Annotated in this window: 18 protein-coding genes; 12 read left to right on the top strand and 6 right to left on the bottom strand. The window is 37.3% G+C overall.

Annotation, left to right across the window (positions count from 1 at the left end; translation table 11 throughout):
• Positions 1–72: 72 nt before the first annotated feature.
• From NBG71_RS11810 to yjiA, 7 genes are all read left to right on the top strand, one after another.
• Positions 73–741 (top strand): vWA domain-containing protein, encoded by a 669-nt coding sequence (locus NBG71_RS11810; protein WP_223672521.1) that lies wholly within the window; start codon positions 73–75, stop codon positions 739–741.
• The gene (locus NBG71_RS11815; RefSeq protein WP_075671947.1) at positions 741–1,496 is read left to right on the top strand and encodes a PP2C family serine/threonine-protein phosphatase; all 756 of its coding nucleotides are present in this window, start codon (positions 741–743) and stop codon (positions 1,494–1,496) included. The genes NBG71_RS11810 and NBG71_RS11815 overlap by 1 nt, the downstream gene beginning before the upstream one ends.
• The gene (locus NBG71_RS11820; protein ID WP_075671945.1) at positions 1,490–2,965 is read left to right on the top strand and encodes a hypothetical protein; all 1,476 of its coding nucleotides are present in this window, start codon (positions 1,490–1,492) and stop codon (positions 2,963–2,965) included. Before NBG71_RS11815 ends, NBG71_RS11820 begins: the two co-directional genes overlap by 7 nt.
• A 15-nt stretch (positions 2,966–2,980) precedes the next feature.
• Positions 2,981–5,488, top strand: coding sequence for a TonB family protein (locus tag NBG71_RS11825; RefSeq protein ID WP_099659960.1), 2,508 nt, complete (start codon positions 2,981–2,983; stop codon positions 5,486–5,488).
• A gap of 336 nt (positions 5,489–5,824) precedes the next feature.
• Positions 5,825–7,975, top strand: a complete 2,151-nt coding sequence (locus tag NBG71_RS11830) for a carbon starvation CstA family protein (protein ID WP_075671941.1) — start codon at positions 5,825–5,827, stop codon at positions 7,973–7,975.
• 61 nt (positions 7,976–8,036) lie between these two features.
• Entirely contained in the window at positions 8,037–8,243 is a 207-nt protein-coding gene (locus NBG71_RS11835; RefSeq protein WP_004245057.1) for a YbdD/YjiX family protein, read from the top strand.
• Positions 8,244–8,265: 22 nt separating this feature from the next.
• Positions 8,266–9,246 carry a GTPase gene (gene yjiA, locus NBG71_RS11840; RefSeq protein ID WP_075671939.1) on the top strand — a complete coding sequence of 327 codons (981 nt, stop codon included), beginning with the start codon at positions 8,266–8,268 and terminating at the stop codon, positions 9,244–9,246.
• A gap of 193 nt (positions 9,247–9,439) precedes the next feature.
• On the opposite strand, the gene NBG71_RS11845 is transcribed toward yjiA, so the two are convergent.
• From NBG71_RS11845 to pepT, 3 genes are all read right to left on the bottom strand, one after another.
• Positions 9,440–10,762, bottom strand: a complete 1,323-nt coding sequence (locus NBG71_RS11845) for an L-cysteine desulfidase family protein (protein ID WP_075671937.1) — start codon at positions 10,760–10,762, stop codon at positions 9,440–9,442.
• Between the two features lie 678 nt (positions 10,763–11,440).
• The gene (dcuC, locus tag NBG71_RS11850; protein ID WP_109419507.1) at positions 11,441–12,808 is read right to left on the bottom strand and encodes a C4-dicarboxylate transporter DcuC; all 1,368 of its coding nucleotides are present in this window, start codon (positions 12,806–12,808) and stop codon (positions 11,441–11,443) included.
• A complete protein-coding gene (gene pepT / locus NBG71_RS11855; RefSeq protein ID WP_075671933.1) occupies positions 12,805–14,058 on the bottom strand; it encodes a peptidase T in 1,254 nt (417 codons plus the stop codon). Before pepT ends, dcuC begins: the two co-directional genes overlap by 4 nt.
• 460 nt (positions 14,059–14,518) lie before the next feature.
• On the opposite strand from pepT, the gene NBG71_RS11860 reads away from it, so the two are divergent.
• Both NBG71_RS11860 and NBG71_RS11865 read left to right on the top strand, forming a co-directional pair.
• Positions 14,519–15,136 (top strand): hypothetical protein, encoded by a 618-nt coding sequence (locus NBG71_RS11860; RefSeq protein WP_159241707.1) that lies wholly within the window; start codon positions 14,519–14,521, stop codon positions 15,134–15,136.
• Between the two features lie 105 nt (positions 15,137–15,241).
• Positions 15,242–16,036: a hypothetical protein gene (locus tag NBG71_RS11865; RefSeq protein ID WP_250916873.1), complete on the top strand. Its 795-nt coding sequence runs from the start codon at positions 15,242–15,244 to the stop codon at positions 16,034–16,036.
• 39 nt (positions 16,037–16,075) lie between these two features.
• On the opposite strand, the gene NBG71_RS11870 is transcribed toward NBG71_RS11865, so the two are convergent.
• Entirely contained in the window at positions 16,076–17,416 is a 1,341-nt protein-coding gene (locus NBG71_RS11870) for an MATE family efflux transporter (protein WP_099659954.1), read from the bottom strand.
• Positions 17,417–17,615: 199 nt separating this feature from the next.
• Between NBG71_RS11870 and NBG71_RS11875 the strand changes: the two genes are divergently transcribed.
• Positions 17,616–18,515, top strand: coding sequence for a diaminopimelate dehydrogenase (locus tag NBG71_RS11875; protein ID WP_075674287.1), 900 nt, complete (start codon positions 17,616–17,618; stop codon positions 18,513–18,515).
• 86 nt (positions 18,516–18,601) lie between these two features.
• On the opposite strand, the gene NBG71_RS11880 is transcribed toward NBG71_RS11875, so the two are convergent.
• Positions 18,602–19,429 (bottom strand): phosphoenolpyruvate hydrolase family protein, encoded by an 828-nt coding sequence (locus tag NBG71_RS11880; RefSeq protein WP_099659953.1) that lies wholly within the window; start codon positions 19,427–19,429, stop codon positions 18,602–18,604.
• Between the two features lie 16 nt (positions 19,430–19,445).
• The gene (locus NBG71_RS11885) at positions 19,446–20,657 is read right to left on the bottom strand and encodes a Tm-1-like ATP-binding domain-containing protein (protein ID WP_075674285.1); all 1,212 of its coding nucleotides are present in this window, start codon (positions 20,655–20,657) and stop codon (positions 19,446–19,448) included.
• Between the two features lie 232 nt (positions 20,658–20,889).
• On the opposite strand from NBG71_RS11885, the gene NBG71_RS11890 reads away from it, so the two are divergent.
• Both NBG71_RS11890 and NBG71_RS11895 read left to right on the top strand, forming a co-directional pair.
• Complete coding sequence (locus NBG71_RS11890) at positions 20,890–21,522, top strand: TetR/AcrR family transcriptional regulator (protein WP_099659952.1); 633 nt, start codon at positions 20,890–20,892, stop codon at positions 21,520–21,522.
• 64 nt (positions 21,523–21,586) lie between these two features.
• Positions 21,587–22,219, top strand: a complete 633-nt coding sequence (locus NBG71_RS11895) for a helix-turn-helix transcriptional regulator (protein ID WP_075674283.1) — start codon at positions 21,587–21,589, stop codon at positions 22,217–22,219.
• Positions 22,220–22,296 lie beyond the last annotated feature (77 nt).

Consider the following 22,296-nt stretch of genomic DNA (forward strand, 5'->3'; position numbering starts at 1 on the left):
TGATGAATTTCTCATCTTTATGTTACATTAATCATTATCATGAAAAATAATAACTGAATGATGGAGCATCTTATGATCCCTGACGTAGCCTTGGTTGATAATAGTGAACAAAGAACCCCACTGATCTTAGTATTAGATAGCTCTGGTAGTATGTATGGGCAGCCTATTCAACAACTAAATGAAGGCCTTAAGCTACTAGAACAAGAACTAAAAAATGACGTTATTGCAGCAAAACGTGTGCGTATTTTAGTAATTGAATATGGTGGATATGACCAATGTACAGTTCATGGTGATTGGAAAGATGCAATGGACTTTACGGCACCTGTTTTAGAAGCTAATGGTACAACGCCTATGGGGCAAGCCATTACGCTAGCGCTTGAAGAGATTGAAGCTGAAAAACAGCGCTTTAAACAAGCGGGTGTTGCTTATACTCGTCCTTGGCTGTTTTTAATGTCTGATGGCGTTCCGACAGATCAATGGGAACAGGCTGCACAACTTTGTCGCCAAGCCGAAGAAAGTCAAAAAACAGCGGTATTTCCTATTATGGTTGATGGTGCATCCGCAGAAGTAATGGGATGTTTTAGCCGTAATGGTGTTAATGGTGTGAAAATGCTTAAAGGACTGCAATTTAAAGAATTGTTCTTATGGCTAAGTGCCAGTATGCAGGTGGTCTCTCAATCTACACCGGGTGGCACAGCACAATTACCTTCAACTGATTCTTGGGCGAGTGTACCTGTTTGATGAATGATTGGTTAGCTTATGGGGCATCTGCGACAGGCATAGCCCATCAAGAACGTCAAATTCCCTGTCAGGATGCTTATTTTATTCGTCGCAAAGGTGAATATCTTATTGCTGCAGTTTGTGATGGCGCGGGCTCTTCTCGTTATAGTGAACAAGGTGCTCAGCTTGTTGCTCGGTTATTTACGCTACGAATTACAGAGTGGCCAAATATTGATCTGTTAACCGAAAAACAGATAACACAAGGGGCTAAGCAACTTATTGAAGATATTCGCCTCCAGCTCGCCGAATATGCAGAAATAAAACAGTGTACGCTTAATGAATATGCATCAACACTGGTTGCATGCTGGGTTGGCGATGATAGTGGTTATTTGTTCCATTTGGGTGATGGTATTGCAGTGGTGGAATACTGCGATGGTACAAGTTATGTATCACAGCCAGAAAACGGAGAATATGCGAACCAAACTTGGTTTGTGACATCAGAAAATTGGGAAGAGCATTTGCGCGTTATTCCCCTAAATAAACCAGTAAAACAAGTTATTCTGATGTCTGATGGTGTACAGCCATTTGCTATGAATAAAGCGTGTGATGCCCTTTATGAACCGTTTATTACCCCGGTGATCAGTTATTTAAAAACGGTTTCAGAAGATAGCGGAAGTGAGGCATTAGCGGGGACTTTAGCTGATCCTCGAACACACTCAATCACAGGTGATGATAAAACCTTAGTTATTTGCATCAGGGATGAAGAGTTGTGGTAAAAGCGAGAAAGAAAGGGATAGCTCAGCCAGTATCTACGCAACTACAAGATGAAAACGGCAAGATTTATCAAATAGGTGATTTGATAAAAAGCGGTGGTGCAGGTAGCGTTAGCCATATTAAAAACGCACCTTTCCAAGTTTCAAAAGTTTATCATGATAAAATTGATAAAGCCTATTATCTGAAAAAGATCTCGGCGATGCAGAAATTAGAACCTGCATTAAAGCCTGTCTCTGTTAACGATACTCCCATTATCCAACTCGCATGGCCCCAAGCGCGTTTATATAATAGCCAAAAGCAATTTGTTGGCTTTGTAATGCCCGAACTTGATGTCAAAAATACTATTGAGTTGGAATACGTTCTTCAAGAACGCCAAGCCAAGGCTCATGGCTTACCTACGGGAATGGGGGCGAAGGTTAGTCTCGCATATAACCTTTGCTCATTGATTGATGCTTTACACCAACAAGGGCATCGCATTATTGATATGAAACCGCTGAATTTGCGGTTTTATAAATCAAGTTTGTATATGTCTCTTCTCGATTGTGATGGATTTAGTATTCAAGGTGAGAATACACGCTATCCCGCAGGGCAATTTACCGTCGAATATTTAGCGCCAGAATTTCAAGCTAAGCAAACTATTCCTGAAGCACAGGAAGAGTGGCAAGACCGATTTGCCTTAGCGGTAATTATTTTCCAGTTGCTTAATTTTGGTATTCATCCTTTTAGTGGTCGCCCTAAAAACGACACTGTACCTACGGATATTCCAAGGCGTATTGCTGGGCGTTTTTACGGTTATGGTGTAAAAGCACATAATTTAATTACACCTAGTGTGGCAAGTGGACATAAACAATTACCCGATACATTAAGAGCACTCTTTGATAAAGCATTTTCAGGAGCACCTTCATTAAGACCAAGTGCCAAAACATGGGCTACGGCGCTTTATGAATATGCACAACCTGAAAAACAGCAAATGCTGGTTTGTCAGAAAGATAAAAACCACCAGTATTTTTCGGGTAAAGCCTGTGCTACATGTGCAAGGCAAGCTCAATTACAACAAGTTGCAACGACTCAAAAACAAAATGAAACGCAACGAGAGCAGGAAGGTCAAACCAGAGCACAAAATGCTACTGTTAGACAAGCGACAAGACGCACAGCTCCGCCTAAACCGCGGCAGCCTCCTGCAATTTTTATTGCTATAAAACAAGCAATAAGCAAAGTTCCTAAGGTTCTTTTACATACCGCAATTGCCATGTTGGTTCCTGTGATATTTGGATTATTGCTGATGAATTTTATTCCGCAGGGTATAAGTAGTGGGTTAGGTTCCAATTGGGTCTCGGATTTAATCAAAGCGGATTATATTGAACAAATACTAATAACGATGTTGAGTGTGATGTTTTTAATGGTTTCAGTCATTATCTTGTTAGTTATTTTTGTTTTCCCTTCAATGCATATTTTGAAAAGAAAGCCATAGTTTAGGGAAAATAACATGAAAAAAAGAACAAAGCTGATCCTCATTATTATTGGCGTTATAACGTTATTGTTCCCTTTTTGGTTGCCAGCCTTCTTGGTTTCAACCTTTAGCTTGATTGATGGTTTTAATAGTAGAATTCTCCCCGCATCTGTTCGCTTTGATGAGCGTAATTTCTTACTGGGATTATGGCTAGGCTCTCTCATTATGACGATTGTAATGTTATTGCAATCGTGGAGAGCTAAAAATATTTATTATTTATTTGGCGGGGGGCTAGTGCTTTTAATGGCGCTGGGTGTGTCATTTTCGGTGATCCCAAAGAATGAATTAGAAGATCGTCGTCGTTTTGTTTTACAAAATATCGAACAATCTGAATGGCAAAATTATCATTATTTTGTTGTTAATAGTGAAGATGATATTCGTAAAGTTATTCGGTCTAATCAAGCTAAAGCATTGGCATCTATTAACGCTATTGAAAAAGCACGAATAGCTTTACCGGGATTAGATTATTTTAGTGATGATGTGGCTACTGCGACAAAAGCGAAAGAAGCTTATTTAATTCATACAAAAGGAACACCAGAACGTGCGGACGCTTTAAAAACACTCAATTTTTATGGCGACTGGCTATTAAATCAACCTGAGATTATGGTCGCTCAGGCATTAGCTTCCCTTTCAAATAGTCATGATGCTCAATTAACGCAATCCGGTATTAATGTCATTGCTGTTGCCCCCTTATCACCCGAGGCATGGCAAGTTTTAGCATTGACTTATATTGCTCATCGTTCTCCCGATGCTCAAGTTGAAAAAGCGATGTTAGCTTTAATGGTGTCTGATACGTTGAAACAGACTAAGCAAGGTCATAGTGATAGTTCAGCACAACCATTATTGAAAAAAGCAATTTCAGAGCTTACTGAAAATCAGCGCCAGATTTATCAGATATTACAGGCGCGTGTTATTGAAGATCGTTTTTATCGACAAAACAGTACACCACCAGATGAAGTCACTAAGCTTGCTAATCAGCGATTACCAGTGAGTAATGCAATTAATAATGATTTAACCACTTATCTTGAAATGCAATCAATGATGGGAAAAGAGTATCCCGGAGAAGTGATTGTTGAATCACCAAATGAAGTGAAAAATTTAACTGAGATCCGTTACCCAACAATCAGAAAATATATCCCTCGTGCAGAGGTTATTTTATCCGTTGATGTTGATCCTCAAGGGCGTATTTCAGGGCTTTGGGTACAAAACAGTAGTGGTGTTGATACTTTTGATGATCAAGCTGTGAGTGCTGCTCGTCATTGGCGTTTTATGCCAAATAAAGACGGATATCGCCAACGTGTAACAGTGCATTTTGAAAGCACTCGCCTTGGTTGGAAAGAGTATGCTGTTAAGCTGCAATCAACATTGATAAAACTGGTTAAAGCTTACGCAAGACAAGAAGCTAAAGGGATAACACTTACCGAAAATGTTTATTCAGAATTGAAAAAACAAGCGCCAGAATTAAACGATGAAAGAGAAGTAACTCGCTCTAGCTATGATCCTTATGCTTCTTATTACCCTAGACTATCGCAAAAACAGCAAGAAAAGCGTGCAACGTTACAAGCAATCTTAAAAGAGTTGCAGACATTGCCTAATGGCGAGAATAATCATGAAAATTGGGATAACAGTATTCGCTTTTTAAATGAAAAACTCGTTATGAATCAAGATAATGATGATGTTGTTAGAATGGTTGCGCGTTTTGAGTTGCAGTATTACAACGTGGGAACTAATAACTTAGCGAGATCACCTAATATTTATCCACAAGATAAAGAATATTGGCAAACTTTATTATTGAAAGCACGTACTCATTTTGAACAAGCTATTGCATTAGATCCTGAGCGTGAAGATGTCTGGTTAGGCTGGGGAATAACATGGCTCGATGAAGATCCAGAAATTGCCGCGGGTGCATTCGCGAAAGCTGCACAGCAAAAATCGAAAGAGAGTATTAGTTCTTTAATGCAAATGCTAGAAATGAGAATGGTGATAAATACACTTGAAGGTGCTCGTTTAGAGCGCTATCAAACCTTACGAGCAAGAATGGATATGCGTTATTTACCTGAAGGCATTGAAGTTAAGCCTTCTGATGATTATCTCAGTGATGACTTAACACAAATTCAGTTAGCTCAGCGTGCAATACCAGCATCAGATCCGAATAGTAAAGTTATTCGTTCATCTTTGAATACCGATAAAATTGAGCAATCAAATCGGACATTTAGTGTTGATTTCTCATCAGCGAATATCAAAGGCAGTAATCAGCCACTACCAAAAGTGAATGCGCCTGACTCCGCACCTAAAACAGGAGATATGATCTTACAACTTGATGTTGATCCTCAAGGTGTTCCTACTGTGGTGTTATTGAAATCTAGTAGTGGAGATATGAGCATAGACGATGCTGTTATTGATGCTGCATATCAATGGCGTTTTAATGGTTCACCTACTCGAAAAGGTAATGTACTTTTGATATCAGTTCAATTTAGCCAATAATTACCATTCAATTAAATAATGTTATAAAAAACCTCTTTTTTTGTTAGAGAAAAGGAGGTTTTTTTATATTTGGAAATTTTCTAACTTATTGAAAGTCATAAAATTGTTATCTAGATCACAAAAAAACCACCATTTAAAAATAACAGAACCACTTAACTGAGAAAACAGACCGCTTAATTCGTTATACAACCGCTAAGAGATTTAGTCCCACCATTCCCGTGTAAGAATTCTTATTATGTAGCTGCGGGCAGTTATTTCTCAGATTCGTTCAAATCATTCTCTGCTGTCCCGCATTACTCTTTAGCTGTTCGGTCTTGCCTGAAAAAAAGGTGTCTCATGAACAAAAATGCATTTTTAAAGCACATACCTTGGGTTATTCTCGGGATTATCGGTGCTTTTTGTCTTTCAGTGGTTGCACTTCGCCGTGGTGAACACGTCAGTGCATTATGGATAGTTGTTGCTTCTGTTGCCGTTTATTTAGTTGCTTATCGTTATTACAGTCTTTACATCGCTCAAAAAGTGATGAAACTTGATCCAACTAGAGCAACACCTTCTGTTGTTAACAATGACGGTTTGAATTATGTTCCTACTAACCGTTATGTTCTATTTGGTCACCACTTTGCTGCGATTGCAGGTGCAGGTCCTTTAGTTGGCCCCGTTCTTGCTGCACAAATGGGGTACTTGCCAGGTACACTTTGGCTATTAGCTGGGGTTGTGCTTGCGGGGGCTGTACAAGACTTTATGGTGCTGTTTATTTCTACACGCCGTAACGGTAATTCACTTGGTGAGATGATAAAGAAAGAGATGGGGCCTGTACCTGGTACTATCGCTTTATTCGGCTGTTTCCTTATCATGATCATCATTCTTGCAGTGCTTGCACTTATCGTTGTTAAAGCATTAGCAGAAAGCCCATGGGGTGTGTTCACTGTTTGTTCAACAGTACCTATTGCCCTGTTTATGGGTATTTACATGCGTTATATTCGTCCAGGCCGTGTTGGCGAAGTGTCTGTTATCGGTATTGTATTACTGATTGCCGCGATTTGGTTTGGTGGTGTTATTGCTAGCGATCCGTACTGGGGACCTGCGTTAACCTTTAAAGATACAACAATTACATTTGGTCTTATTGGTTATGCTTTCATTTCCGCATTACTGCCTGTTTGGTTGATCCTTGCACCTCGTGACTATTTAGCCACTTTCTTAAAAATTGGGGTTATTGTCGGTTTAGCGGTTGGTATTGTTATTCTGAACCCTGAACTAAAAATGCCAGCGATGACTCAATATATCGATGGTACAGGTCCATTATGGAAAGGGGCTTTATTCCCATTCTTATTTATTACTATTGCTTGTGGTGCTGTATCTGGTTTCCACGCGCTGATAGCATCGGGTACAACACCTAAACTTATCGCCAATGAGATGGACGCACGTTTCATCGGTTATGGTGCAATGTTAATGGAATCATTCGTTGCAATCATGGCGTTAGTTGCGGCTTCTATTATTGAACCTGGCCTCTATTTTGCAATGAATACTCCACCTGCAGGTTTAGGTATTACTATGCCAAACCTTCATGAGTTAGGTGGTGAAAATACAGCAGTTATAATGGAACAGCTAAAAGATGTTACCGTACATGCTGCTGCAACGGTTAGTTCATGGGGCTTTGTTATTTCGCCTGATGAAATCTTACAAACAGCAAAAGATATTGGTGAGCCTTCAGTATTAAACCGTGCTGGTGGTGCGCCTACCTTAGCAGTTGGTATTGCGATGGTATTCCATAAAATCATTCCTGCTGCGGATATGGGCTTCTGGTACCACTTTGGTATCTTGTTCGAAGCGCTCTTTATTTTAACAGCGTTAGATGCGGGTACACGTTCTGGTCGTTTTATGTTCCAAGACTTGTTAGGTAACTTTATCCCTTATTTGAAGAAAACAGACTCGTTCATTCCAGGTGTTATTGGTACAGCGGGTTGCGTTGGTTTATGGGGATATCTGTTATATCAAGGTGTTGTTGACCCATTAGGCGGTGTTAAGAGCTTATGGCCACTGTTTGGGATCTCGAACCAAATGTTAGCGGCGGTTGCTCTGGTATTAGGTACTGTTATCTTAATTAAGATGAAACGTACTAAATATATCTGGGTAACGGTTATTCCAGCAGTATGGTTATTAATTTGTACAACATGGGCATTAGGTCTGAAATTACTGAGTGATGACCCACAAATGGAAGGCTTCTTCTATCTAGCAAATGAATACAAAGCGAAGATTTTAGCGGGTGGTGCTGACTTAACAGCAGCGGAAATTACCAATATGAATCATATTGTAATTAATAACTACACTAATGCAGGCTTAAGTATTCTATTCTTAGTGGTTGTTTACAGCATCATTTTCTACGGTTTCCGTACCGCAATGAAAGCACGTAAAAACCCAGAAGCAACGGCACAAGAAACACCTTATGTGCCTATGCCAAAAGATGTAAAAGTGTCCTCAGGTCACTAACTTCAGGTTGATAGGTTAAATCCCCGTGCTGGCTTGCCAGTACGGGGCTTAGGAGAAACTAATGTTTGGTAATTTAGGGCAAGCTGGAAAATATCTAGGACAAGCAGCACGTATGCTAATAGGTATTCCTGATTACGATAATTATGTGCAACACATGAAAGATAACCATCCAGATAAGCCTGTTATGACCTATAACGAGTTTTTCCGTGAGCGTCAGGAAGCCCGTTATGGCGGTGGTGATGGTAAAGGCGGTTTTCGCTGTTGCTAATGATCCGTAAAGGAGATAGATGATGGAACCTATTGCAGTAACAATATTAACCGGTTTTTTAGGATCGGGAAAAACAACACTTTTACGTCATATGCTTAATGAAGAGCATGGCTATAAAATTGCTGTTATTGAAAATGAATTTGGGGAAGTACCGATTGATGATGAAATCATTGGCGATAGAGCAACTCAAATTAAAACATTAACCAATGGTTGTATCTGCTGTAGTCGTTCTAATGAATTAGAAGATACGTTATTAGACTTATGTGATAGCTTAGATCGTGGTGAAATTGAGTTTGATAGATTAGTGATTGAATGTACAGGTATGGCTGATCCTGGTCCTATTAGTCAAACGTTCTTTTCTCATGAAATTATCTGCCAGCGTTATTTATTAGATGGCATCATCACGCTTGTTGATAATGTTCATGCTCAGCAACAACTGGATCAATTTACGATTGCACAATCACAAATTGGTTATGCAGATCGCATCTTATTAACGAAAACAGATGTTGCGCCAGCCTCTCCTGAACTAATGGCAAGACTAAGACGTATTAATGCCAGAGCACCAGTGCATACCGTTATTCATGGACAAATTGATTTAGGATTATTGTTTAACGTAAAAGGTTTTATGTTGAACGATAATCTCGATGTAAAACAGCCTCTATTCCGTTATCAGGCTGATAAGCAAGATGATATCAATTCGATTGTACTAAAATTTGATTATCCCGTTGAGTTGCAAGAAGTTTCAGACGTAATGGAAAAATTACTATTAAGCTTCGCTGATAATCTTTTGCGTTATAAAGGGATATTAAATATTAAAGACCAGCCTAATCGTTTGTTATTCCAAGGTGTACAACGTCTTTATAGTGCTGATTGGGATAGGCCGTGGCATGAAGATGAAACTCGTCAAAGTACATTGGTTTTTATTGGTATTCAATTACCAGAACAAGAGATAAGAGCCAGTTTTGATGCTTTGATGCCTAGCACAGAAGAAAAGGCTTATTAACAGAATACCCTGTAGTGAGTGTTAGAAAGTAGTAAGAAGTAGAGCAGTAACCGTAGTAATTGAACCGTAGTTGCCGTAAATAGCAGTAACGAATATTGATAAGCTCCTGACTTGAGGAGGATCCTGTTCCTAGGATCTTATGTTTCACCCCATAATAACCAAAATTATGGGGTGCTTTTTTTAAACGCTCAAATTAGCCATTGGCAACAGCTTTATATTCCATGATCTCAATAATTTGAACATCGGTATGTTGCATTGCACGGCTTGCTAATGCACACAAATTTTCAATAGTAGAATCAACGTCATGAGCGACAATACCGTCATTACCTGTCACATAAGTGTTATCTAGAGCCATTAATACAGCTTTATAAGCCGCACTTGCTCCTGTTGAGACTTTCATCGCACAGCTATTAGATGCACCATCACAAATCACACCGCTGATATCACCAATCATGCTACTAATTGCCATCGCCATAGATTCGTAACGTTCATCCATTAGCCATGCAATTGCGCCAGCAGCGCCCATTGATGCTGTTGTTGCTGCGCATAACGCAGATAGTGCCGGAAACTTATGGTGAATATATATTGCCAGTAAATGGGAAAGCATTAATGCTCTTGCCATTTTTTCTTCGCCAACTTGTAAATATTCAGCAACGACCACAACAGGCATCGTTGCGGCAATACCTTGGTTGCCTGAGCCGGAGTTACTCATTGCGGGTAAAACGGCACCACCCATACGTGCATCAGAGGCTGCAGAAGTACGGATCATGATTTCTGATAATAAATCTTTTGCTAATAAGCCACGCTGTTGTTGGCGTTGTAACGTTTGTCCAATATGTAAACCATAAGTATTGTTCAAACCTTCTTTTGATAACGCATCATTTAAGTGTGCTGACTCAAGGATAAAAGAAATTTCTTCTACTGGAGTTTGAGTCACAAACTGGTAAATTTCTTGGGTATTAGTTTGGGTTAACGTTTCTTTTATTTCACAAGGTGATGCAGACTGTTCTGTACCATTGCAAGTGTTATCAAGAACAACATGACCGTTATGAATAATTTTGACGATATTAGTATGATTACCGGCAATAATTACTGTTGCGCTATTTTCACCATCTTCCACAGTCACTTCGCTATAAAGAACTTCTTGGCATGCTTTTTTAATTGAAACGTTTACAATGCCAGCAGCTAATAGCGCTTTACTTTGCTCAACATGATCAGGAGTCGCATTCTTTAATACTTCAAGGCCAGCTTTACAATCGCCACCAACGGCACCTAAGCTTGCGGCGATGGATAATCCCACCATACCTGTACCCGGCACTGTAACACCCATACCGTTTTTCATTAAATTAGGGGAGACTTCAGCACTAATGCGGGTAATCGCGTGTTGTAAGTAACTTGCTGCAGTTGCAGCCGCCAATGCAAGCGAGATAGGTTCTGTACAACCTAAAGCGGGTTTAACTTGTTGCTTAACTGCCGCTATCAATATTTTCCAACGAGAAGATAATTGTTCTTTCATTGCATACATCCAATAAACAGTATGAGAATTCAAAGGGTTATTCTATTTTTAATACCCCCATCATACTTAATTTATTGGAGAAAGTTTTTTCTGAATTTACTAACATTGTACAAATTTTGAGAAAATATTCCCCTTTGTAGCTTCTATGTTGGTAATTTTTTCCACACAAAATAAAAACAAACGTTTTGACTCTTTAATGTAATTTATGAGTGCTAAAGAAGGGCGGTTTTGTATCTAATGTATAAATTAAGGAAGATAAAAAATGAAGATAAATAAAATAATTTAAGAAATTAACAGTGAGATTAAATAAAAAGGCAATAGAACGAATACACAATTCTATTGCTAGTATAATGATCATACTTAATGTGGGCTAACTCAGGATTGTTAAAATAAAAATAATGAGTGAGTATTTTCAATATTGCATTTTTATTTTAACAAAACAAATAATAGGCTTATTGTTTTTTAGTGTATAAGAATAATGCTTTATATTTTTGTTAATATTTTCATAATGATATTTTTTAATGTTTTATTTAAAAATGAAGAGTTAAATATATTTTTAGAAAAACAGATAATTGATTTTTAGTTATAAAAATCACAATAAAATACCTTTATTTATTTTTAATATGTTTATTATTTGAAAATAACCTGAAGCAACAAATATTGCTTCAGGTATATTTATCAATAATAGAAGATAGCAATAATAGTACTGTGGAATATAAAACCAACCATAAGCGGTATTGCTGTCCGTTTTACAACATCAAATGGTTGCAATTTCGCGCCACTAGATACTGCAATAATAACCCCTGCCACTGGAGACATACCTCGTCCCATATGTGATGCTTGTTGCATTGGTAAAATCATCGCAATTGGGTTTACACCCATGCTATGGGCAATTTGTGGAATAAGTTCAACGAATGCAAGGAAAGGCGCATTACCTGAACCCATAATAATCGCGGCAGCTAATGTCACGATAGCGAAGACCAATGCCATTGCAAATGGTGGTAAGCCAACAGATTCCGCCATCACGATCAGGCTGTCAATTGCACCACTGACTTTAATACCATGAGCAAAAACACCTGCTGCGACTAATAAGCCCACAACGTTACTAAATGCAGAACCCATACCCTTTAAGAAATGCTGGAAACCTGCACACACTGATTTAAAATCACGTAAGCGTAATGTTTCAATTAGCATACAAATTGCCATTGAAATCAATACGATTGTGACTACATCAAGGTGAATGCCTTTAACAAATAGGCTTGATGAACTTACTGCCATAATAATAGGTAACATTGGCAGTAAGGCATAAAAGCCGGGTACATTTTTATCACTCTTTGCTTCTTCAGACATTTTGCCTAATTGAGGCACAAATCCGGCTTTGCGGTCACAATGGCGTTGCCAGAAGATATGTGTAATACCAACAGCGAATACGGTTGCAATCGCCGCAGGGCCTTGGTAATAAAGCACATATTCGACAACCCCTAAGTCAACGGCTTTTGCACCACGAATGGCATCAATGGCAGTTGGGGTGTAAGCAACACCTAATGAAGTTGCAATCACACCCGCAGCCGATGCTGGAGATAAGCCAAGTCCTATCATAATCGGGAACATCGTACCCATTAATAGAACGGCCAATCCAGTTGCTGAAGGAATAGCAAGTTGCAAAATACTAGCGAGTAAAAACGAGAAAAATAGCAGCACATAAGGTGAGCGCATATTTTTCAATGGGCGAGTTGCAACACGAACAACGGCCTCATTGGCGCCAATATGATCCATATAATGTGCAAACCCCATCAGTGCCATGATCATTAAACCAAGATCAGCCGCACGACTACTAAAGAGATCACGCATTACTTCAAAAGGATCTAACCAACCGATACCTGTTGTTTTGACATTTTTAGGAAGAATATCTCCCCAACCAAACATCATTGTTAGCGCCATTAAGGCTAAACCAGCAACTAACAAAACAGGCTCTGCTTTATATCCTTTCAAGATCATTCTAGCGACAATAACAACGACAATTAAGACCGCAAGAATTTGGATCATGCTTTAGCTCCAGGTGCAAAGCGCTCAGCCGTGATCTTAACGACAGATTTTAAGACATCACTGGCAGCGTAAAGCGATTTAACGGGTAGATATTCATAAATAGAGTGGAAGTTATGAGCACCAGTAAAGATATTAGGACAAGGCAGACCATTTTGAGAGAGTGCTGCGCCATCATAACCACCACGCATTGGAATTGGGCGAGGGGTAATACCATTTGCTTCATAAGCAGCCACAGCAATATCGATAGGATAGCGATTATCGCCTTGTAGGCTATTAAATACGTTGGCATAACGGTCAGCAAGTTTACAAGCTACAGAACCTTCACCCCATAAACCTTCACAATAATCAGAAAGTTGCTTTAAAAATGCCATACGTTGTGCATAACCTTTTTCGGTGAAATCACGCACATCCATTTTTAATACAGTACGGGCACTATTACCTGCTAATTGTTTGACCCAATAATAACCTTCACGGCCTTCGGTATATTCAGGTGCTTCACCGCCAGGTAACATGGCAACAAATTTATGTGCCATTAACAATGAGTTTTTTAATTTACCTTTGGCTGACATTGGGTGAGCCGATGCACCTGTAAAGGTAATTTCGACATCTCCTGCATTCCAGTTTTCATACACTAACTCACCAATACCACAGCAATCTAAGGTATAGGCAAAATCAGCACCGAATTCTTTAGTATCAAAGACTTTTGCACCACGTAAACCTTGTTCTTCATCGGGTACAAAACCAATTTTAACCGTACCATGTTTCACTTCAGGATGCTGTTTAAAGTACTGCAACATATCCATAATTGAGGCGATAGCGGCTTTATCGTCAGCGCCTAATAAGCTAGTACCATCGGTTACGATAATATCGTCGCCAATATAGTTTTCTAATTCAGGAAACTCGCTTTGACGTAAAAAGATCTCAAGTTCTTCATTTAAGCAAAGATCGCCACCTTTATAAGGTAGAATTTGCGCTTTGGTATCATTAGTTTGTTCAGCACTGGTATCTAAATGGCCAAAAAAAGCAACGGTTGGAACTTCATAGTCAAGATTAGAAGGCAGTGTTGCGGTAACAATCGCAGTATCACGAATTTTGATATCTTCAACACCTAAAGTTTTTAACTCTTCGACTAATTGTAGAGCTAGGACTCGCTGACCTTCCGAAGAAGGCATAATACCAGCTGCGCCATTTTCCCTATTTGTGGTGGTGTTAACTTTTGTATAAGAAATAAACCGTTCAACGAGATTCATGACAATACTCCATTGTGTTTTTAATTGTATTCTCTGTATTAATACTTACTTATTTCATTTATTAGAAAAGACTAACACTTACTTGTATCATAAAAAAAACAATAGGGAATTATAGAAAAATTATTATTTTTAAAATAATAATTTAATGTTAATTATTATTTAATTTTTGGTTTTCTCTTTATTAGAAAAAATAGTGTTTTTTGTAGGTGAGGTTCTTGTATTTAACTTATGGGAACGTTTTTCTGTGATCTTAATCATGGAAAAAGCACTGTAAACATTAAATGTTTTAAAAATATAAAAATAATCATTACTTATTTTAATGTTTTATTTTATTAAATAATTATATTTTATTGACTTTTTTATGAATCTTTTAGCAAATAATGATTAAAAAAACATAACTTATTGATAGAAGCTAATTATGATATACGTTTTAATTCTCCTAAAACGATTAGGAGGATATATGTATATAAATAATATTGTTAGAAATACATTTTCAGCAATAAAAAATGTTGAAAATAAAAGCAGAGAAATTAAAAATATTTTAAATGGAATAATATTAAGTTGTTATAATACAATTATCAGTTTTATAAAACCAAGCATTAACATAAAAAATGATTTTTTAGGATTGAGAAAAAATATTTCTAATGTTGAAAATAAGAACAATCAGAGTGAAAGCACTCCTGTAAAATTAGATAACAAGGAAAAAATAGATAAAAAAGAAAACGATGAAGTTTTTGATAAACCATTATCCGAAGCCCAAAGAAAAATAAAAAGTGATGAAATAAAATCGAGCATTATTAATGATATTATCTCTTTCTTGAAGGAAATACCTGAATTAGAGAAAGAAAAAATTACAGAGTTTAAGAAAGAATTAGAATTTCATTCTAAATGGATTTTATTTTCTGGTAATAAAATATCTTTAGATAATTCTAAAAATAATTTTTTAGAATCAATAGCAGATAGCCTATTAAATTCAGACGATAAAATAAAATCTAGTTTTGGAAGTATTGATAGCTATAAATTCTTTTTAAAAGAAAGTATTGATAATACTGTGGAAAATATTCTTAATAAGAATTAATTTAATATATTATAAAAATCAATTATATAGATGGTGGATAAATGAAAGAAGAAGAGAAAACAAAATATAAAATAGTGTCTATAATAAACTAATGGGATGATAATAATGATTATCGAAAGTATAGGTAGGCTAGAACAAAAAAGTTCATTAAATGTATTAAATCAATCATCAAGTGCTGATTTTAACATTAAACTTAACTCAGTATTATTAGTAGAAAACTCAGTAAATGAATTTTTTGATGTTAACTCTTTAAATGAGAACGATCTAACGGAAGATGAACCCATTTATATGGAAATGGGTAAGAGTTTAGATAATGTTACCAATTCTTATGACGTTAATTATGATAATAATTCCGATACTTATCTTTTTGATAAAAGTTTATCCATTAATAATAAAAAATTTAACTTTTTTGTTGATTTAAGTAAGAGAGAAATAGAGCTAATATTTAGTTACTTAAAAAATAAAAACTATGATGTTAATAAATTGAAAAATATAAATTCATTGATTTATTCTATTGATGATTTAATGAAAGATGTTGTTGAAGAAAGTATTTATGAAACAATGAATAATGATTATTCTTTAAGTGAAAAATTAGATTTAATTGATGCTTTATCTGAAATTGTTTCTGAAAATAAAAAAATAAAAGGAAGTTTTAAAGATAATTTAATCCGAAGATTAAGTGATGTCTCATTAAATGAGTTATTTTCTTTATGTGATAAGTATGAAGAGCAATATGAAATAGAAGGATCTTTCTTAATTAGTAAATTTATTTTTCAACTTATAGATGATTTTAATAAATTAAATAAAAATAAAATAAAATTAAATGAAGATTTAAAAAGAGGCTTAAATTCTATTATTCTTTTAAAAAGCCTAAAATTAAAAGACAATAATATTATTTAACAAATTTCCCCCGATCAAAATATCGGGGGAATTTGATAGTTATATATCTAAGCGCTTTGCTTGCCATTTTCGAGAACGCCAACGCCATGCGTTAGTTAAGCCTCGTAGCCATTCATCACAAAGGAAGCCGATCCAAATACCAATTAAGCCCATTTCCATCTTAATACCGAGGAAATAACCCACCGGAATTGCGACACCCCACATAAAGCAAATTGCTGTCATCAGAGGGAATTTAGCATCGCCAGCGGCACGCAAGGCATTTACCATTACGATATTAAAAGTACGACCCGGTTCTAAAAAGACCGATAAAATAAATAGCGGGATCAATTGGTCAATGATGCGTTGATCTTCTGTAATGGAATACAAAATAGGATCACGCATAAACCAATAAACAATAACAACACCAATCGTAAATATCACGCCTGTTTTTAAACTTTTCCAACCACGATTAAAGGCATCATCAAAGCGTTTAGCGCCAACCAAATGTCCCACAAGAATTTCATTACCAATGCTAATTGCAATACCAAAGAGCATTAAAAATAGTGACAATTGGAAATAGAGAGTTTGTGCTGCAAGAGGGACTTCGCCCATTAAACCAATAAAGGCAGATGCAGTCATGTAATGTAAGATCCAAACTAGATTTTCACCAGCAGCTGGTAAACCAATGTGTAGAATTTTTCCAAGCATATTTTTGGACCAGATAAAGAGTTGCCTTGCTTGAAACTTAATGCGTAAACCGTAGAACAATAATCCACACAATAAAATAACCGCAATAATACGGCCTACAACAGTAGACCAAGCAACACCGACTAATCCGTATTGTGGTAAACCGAAGAAGCCGTAAAGCACAATCATATTACCAATAACGGTAACGATGTTGGCGATTAATGTGACATACATGGCGGCTTTTGATTTGCCATAAACTCTCAGACAAGCTGCAAGAATAATCGAAATTGCCTCAGGAATAAGGCAAATACCTATAATATGTAAATAGTTATAGCCATCTTGCACTAAATGCTCAGGCGTATTCATGATATGTAGAATATTGTAGCCAAAGAAAAGAATGATCAAAGCGCTACTAATACCTAGCAAAGAGTTAAAAGCGATAGAAATATGAATGGCTTGGCTGGCTTTTTCTTTTTTACCCGCACCTAAATATTGGGCAATAACAACGCTACACCCCACACTAATAAAGCTAAAAATAGTGATAAAAAGATCAAAAACTTGGTTACCGACACCCATTGCTGCTAAGTAAGCGGTCGAAACGTGGCTTACCATGTAAGTATTAATTAATAGTGTGGCTAGATGTAGGAAAATATCTATAAATATTGGCCAACTAAGAGAAAAAAGCGAGCGATCCGCTACATCAGACTGATGCATTGAAAACCTTCTTAAAAACAGAGTGAAATCGATTTATTAATATAACGTGTAGGAAGATAGGGGATTCTACAAGGTTTATTTATAAGGGAATAGCACAAATAATGTTTATCTGGCAAAAAAGATATTTATATGGTTTATTCATTGATAACTAATCACTATTATCATTAAGAGATGATTAACGTTAAAGTCAGGGGAATTAATGAATACTAAAATAAAAGTGGCCATTGTAGGTTATGGCAATATTGGTCGATTTGCATTAGAGGCTGTTCAAGCGGCTCAAGATTTTGAATTAGTGGGTGTTGTTCGTCGTGATATCAACAATGTTCCAGAAGAACTGCAAAATATTACCGTGACTAACGATATTAAAACATTAGGTGATGTTGATGTTGCTCTTTTATGCTCACCAACTCGTGCAATTAAAGAGTTAGCTAAATCTATTTTAAGCTTAGGCATTAATACAGTAGATAGTTTTGATGTTCACAGTGAAATTGTGTCATTAAAAACAGAATTAGATGACGTCGCAAAAAAACATGACCGTGTTGCTGTTATTTCAGCAGGTTGGGATCCAGGCTCTGATTCTATAGTTCGTACTTTAATGTTAGCTATGGCGCCAAAAGGGATCACTTATACTAACTTTGGGCCAGGCATGAGCATGGGGCATAGTGTTGCAGCTAAAGCGATTGAGGGTGTCAAAGATGCACTTTCAATGACTATCCCATTAGGGACGGGTGTTCATCGTCGTATGGTTTATGTGGAATTGGAAGCAGGAGCGAATTTTAATCAAGTAGAGCAAGCTATTAAAGCTGATAGCTATTTCTCTTCTGATGAAACGCATGTTAAGCAAGTTGATAGTGTCGATAGCTTAAAAGATGTGGGGCATGGTGTTCATATGACTCATAAAGGGGTATCAGGTAAAACACATAATCAATTATTTGAATATTCAATGCGTATTAACAACCCAGCATTGACTTCTCAATTTATGGTGTCTGCTGCAAGAGCCAGCATGAAACAACGTGCAGGTGCTTATACTGTTATTGAAATTCCACCCGTTGATTTCTTAGCTGGCGATTTAAATACATTAATTGCCAAATTGGTTTAATTTTAATTAAGACGCTCTGCATAAAATATTGCCCACATAAAGTGGGCAATATGAATTAACGCTTAGGCAAACTTGATGATTTTGAATTAGCGTTTAATACTTTTAAATTCTTTAGTTGTTGCGGTTAATGCCACTTCTGTTGGTAAGCGTTCCATTGAGCTTGCGCCGTAGAAACCGTGACAATCAGGGCAATTATCTAAGATATATTGTGCATCTTCTGGCGTTGCAATTGGGCCACCATGACACAGTACAATAACATCAGAACGTACAGCTTTAGCGGCTTTTGCCCAATCATTAATTAAAGGAACACAGTCGGCTAATGTTAATGCCGTTTCAGCACCAATATTACCACCAGTTGTTAATCCCATATGAGGCACAATAATATCTGCGCCCGCCTCAGTCATTGCAATCGCATCTTCACGGCTAAAGACATAAGGTGTGGTTAATAAATCTTTCTCATGGGCTTTGCGGATCATATCCACTTCAAGTCCATAACCCATACCTGTTTCTTCTAAATTAGCGCGGAAATTACCATCAATTAGACCTACTGTTGGGAAATTTTGTACGCCAGCAAACCCTGTTGCTTTCACTTCATCTAAGAATTTATCAAAGTTGCAGAAAGGGTCTGTACCGTTAACACCAGCAAGCACGGGTGTATGTTTAACAACGGGTAATACTTCTTTTGCCATATCCATAACGATTTCATTAGCGTTACCATAAGCTAATAAACCCGCTAAAGAGCCGCGGCCAGCCATACGATAACGACCAGAGTTATAAATAACAATAAGGTCAATACCACCGGCTTCTTCACACTTAGCTGAAAGTCCTGTACCTGCGCCACCACCAATAATGGGTTCATGGCGTGCAATCATTTCATTGAATTTTTTTAGTAACGTTTCACGTGAATGAGTCATTCTTCTTTCTCCGTGGTTAACAAATAAGTTCCTGGTGTAAATTATAAATTTGCTGAGTAAACTCAGCGGAGTTTATGTGATAAGGACTGATGACTAACTGACGAGTCTCTGTCTCTTTAAATGTTGTTATAAATGCATCAAAAAACGCTTGGTTTGCTTGAGGGTCCCAAAAAGGGCCTTCTTTTATGTCTAGAGCTGAAAAACCGCCCTGTGGTAATACAAACCGCAATGGACCTTCACACTGATTGAGTTTCTCAGCGATCCAGATACCTAATTGACGGTTTTCCTCTGGTGTTGTGCGCATCAAGGTGACTTGTGAATTATGATGATAAAATTGACGTCCTTTATATTTCTCAGGAACACTTGATGGGCGACCGAAGTTCACCATATCTAATGCACCGCAAGAACCTATATAAGGAGTTTTGGTACGGGCGATTGCACCAAAACGGTCTTCATCACAAGCAAGCACACCGTCAAACAAGTAATCACACACTTCTGTTGTTGTAAGATCGAGCACACTATGAAGTAAGTGACTGTCTGCCAGTTTTTCCATAGCTTTACCGCCACTTCCTGTGGCATGAAAAACAAGGCAGTCATAATTATTTTCAAGTTTTTGTGTGAGTTGTTGTACACAAGGCGTAGTCACGCCAAACATCGTTAATGCGACAGCCGGTTTATCAACAACGTGTTCTTCTTCATAAAAATAAACAGCGCCAGCTATTTGATTTGCCGCATTTCTTAAAACTTTACGAGAAATACGATTTAAGCCGGATACATCTGTAACGGAGTACATCATTGAGATATCACTTGCACCGATATAGCCTGAAATATCACCAGACGCCATCGTAGATACCATCAATTTAGGTACACCAATTGGCAAAGATTGCATTGCTGGTGTAATCAATGCCGTTCCCCCTGAACCGCCTAGTCCAAGAATGGCTAAGACATCATCACAGTGAGTTAAATAGCGTTCAAATGCGATTGACATCGCTTCTATTGCTTTCCCTCTGTCGCCACAAAAAACAGCTTCTGAGCCATTTGGATGAAAGCGTGCAACTTCTGTTGCGGTGACATCAGCTTCTCGTGCCAATGCCGTGGGTTTGGTTGTCAAGTCAACGGTTTTAACAGGAAGGCCTGCTTTTTTAATTAAATCACTGACATAAAAAATCTCAGCACTTTTAGTATCAAGCGTTGTGGCAATATAAATAGAACCAGCATACTGTTTCATAAGCCTTCCCATACCTTTTATAATTATCGACGAATAGATTATAATCATAATGAGACTTGAGTTTCATTTATCATAGCATTGTTTTGAGACTGGAGTCTCATTATTTTTATTTTTTGTACATAAAAGGTCGATAAGGTGTGATTAATCACCTAAAGTAAACGTTAAGTGTTGTAAGTATTTAGCTTAAGATAAGCCAGACACATAAAAGTGTAGAAATAACGAAGGATCTTCTATGAGTTACAGTGATGAAACGGATGCAATGTCCGGTACACGAAAAAGAACCCATCAATTATTAGTGACAACAGCATTGGGGCTTTTTGAGCAAGGGATGTTACCGACGGTGTCAGAATTAGCAGCACATGCAGGTGTTTCGAGAGCAACCGCATATCGTTATTTTCCCACACAAAGTGATTTAATTAGTGCCACAGTTGATGCAAGTTTAGCGCCAATCATTGCATGGCGGCCCACTCCTGAAGATAATACGCAACAACGCATTACCGAGTTGCTCAATCTTGCCTATCCACAAATGTTTAAACATGAAGGTGCACTGCGTGGTGCTTTGCAAGTTTCATTACAGCAATGGGCAAAAGAGAGACAATCAAGTGAATATGCAGAAAAACGATTTATTCGTGGTCACCGTAAAGATATTTTACTCAAAGTTATTGAGCCATTAAAATCACGCTACCCCGAAGAAATGTGGGATAAGGTGATTAAATCGTTCTCTTTAATTTACGGGTCTGAAGTCTTTTTAGTAATGAAAGATATCTGGAAAATGGATGATCAACAGGTCATTGATATGACCCAATGGATGGCAAAAGCTATCTTAAATCAGGCAAAGTCTGATTATCCTGCAGATAACGATTAATTATTTGAATAAATCAGTTAAAATTGTATAAATCATTTACGTTTTAGCTATTGCAGGGATCGTTATGTCACACAAAACAGAAGACCAAGAGTGGCTGGTAGAACAACTACAATTTATTGCACAAGGCATTGGTAAAACATTATCGCCTTTTTGTGAAGTTGTACTTCATGATCTAACCGATAGTGAGAATACCATTATGGTCATTGAAAATAACCTATCAGGTAGAAAAGTTGGGGACAGAGCAACTGAGTTGGGAATGGCGCGTATTGAATCGTCAAATTTCCCTCAAATAGTGGCGAATTACCCAAATCAGTTCCCTGATGGTCGAACAGCAAAAAGTACCTCTATCGGTATTAAAGATAAGCAAGGCAATTACGTTGCTGCATTATGTTTAAATATTGATATTTCAATGATCAAAGGGTTACAAATGGTACTTAACCAATTTGCAACCCTTGAAGAAGGTAATGACATTATTGAAACCTTTAGTTCAGTGACTGAAGATTCGCTGAAAAAACGTATTGATGAGTTTTCTGCGACTTATTCAGTGACACCAAGAGCATTAAAGCCGCATCAACGACGCGAATTGTTGCTTTGTTTACAAGATGAAGGCTATCTTTCACTGCGTAAGGCAATGGAAATTACCGCACAATACCTCGGTGTTTCAAGAGCGACGGTATATAACGATTTAAAAGAGTAGTAATCTTTCATTATTAGCTATTGCTAAAAAATAAATAAACTTAAAAAAAGATATCACTTCTTGATATCTTTTTTTAT

Source organism: Proteus sp. FZP2095 (assembly GCF_023701425.1).
GTDB lineage: Bacteria > Pseudomonadota > Gammaproteobacteria > Enterobacterales > Enterobacteriaceae > Proteus > Proteus cibarius.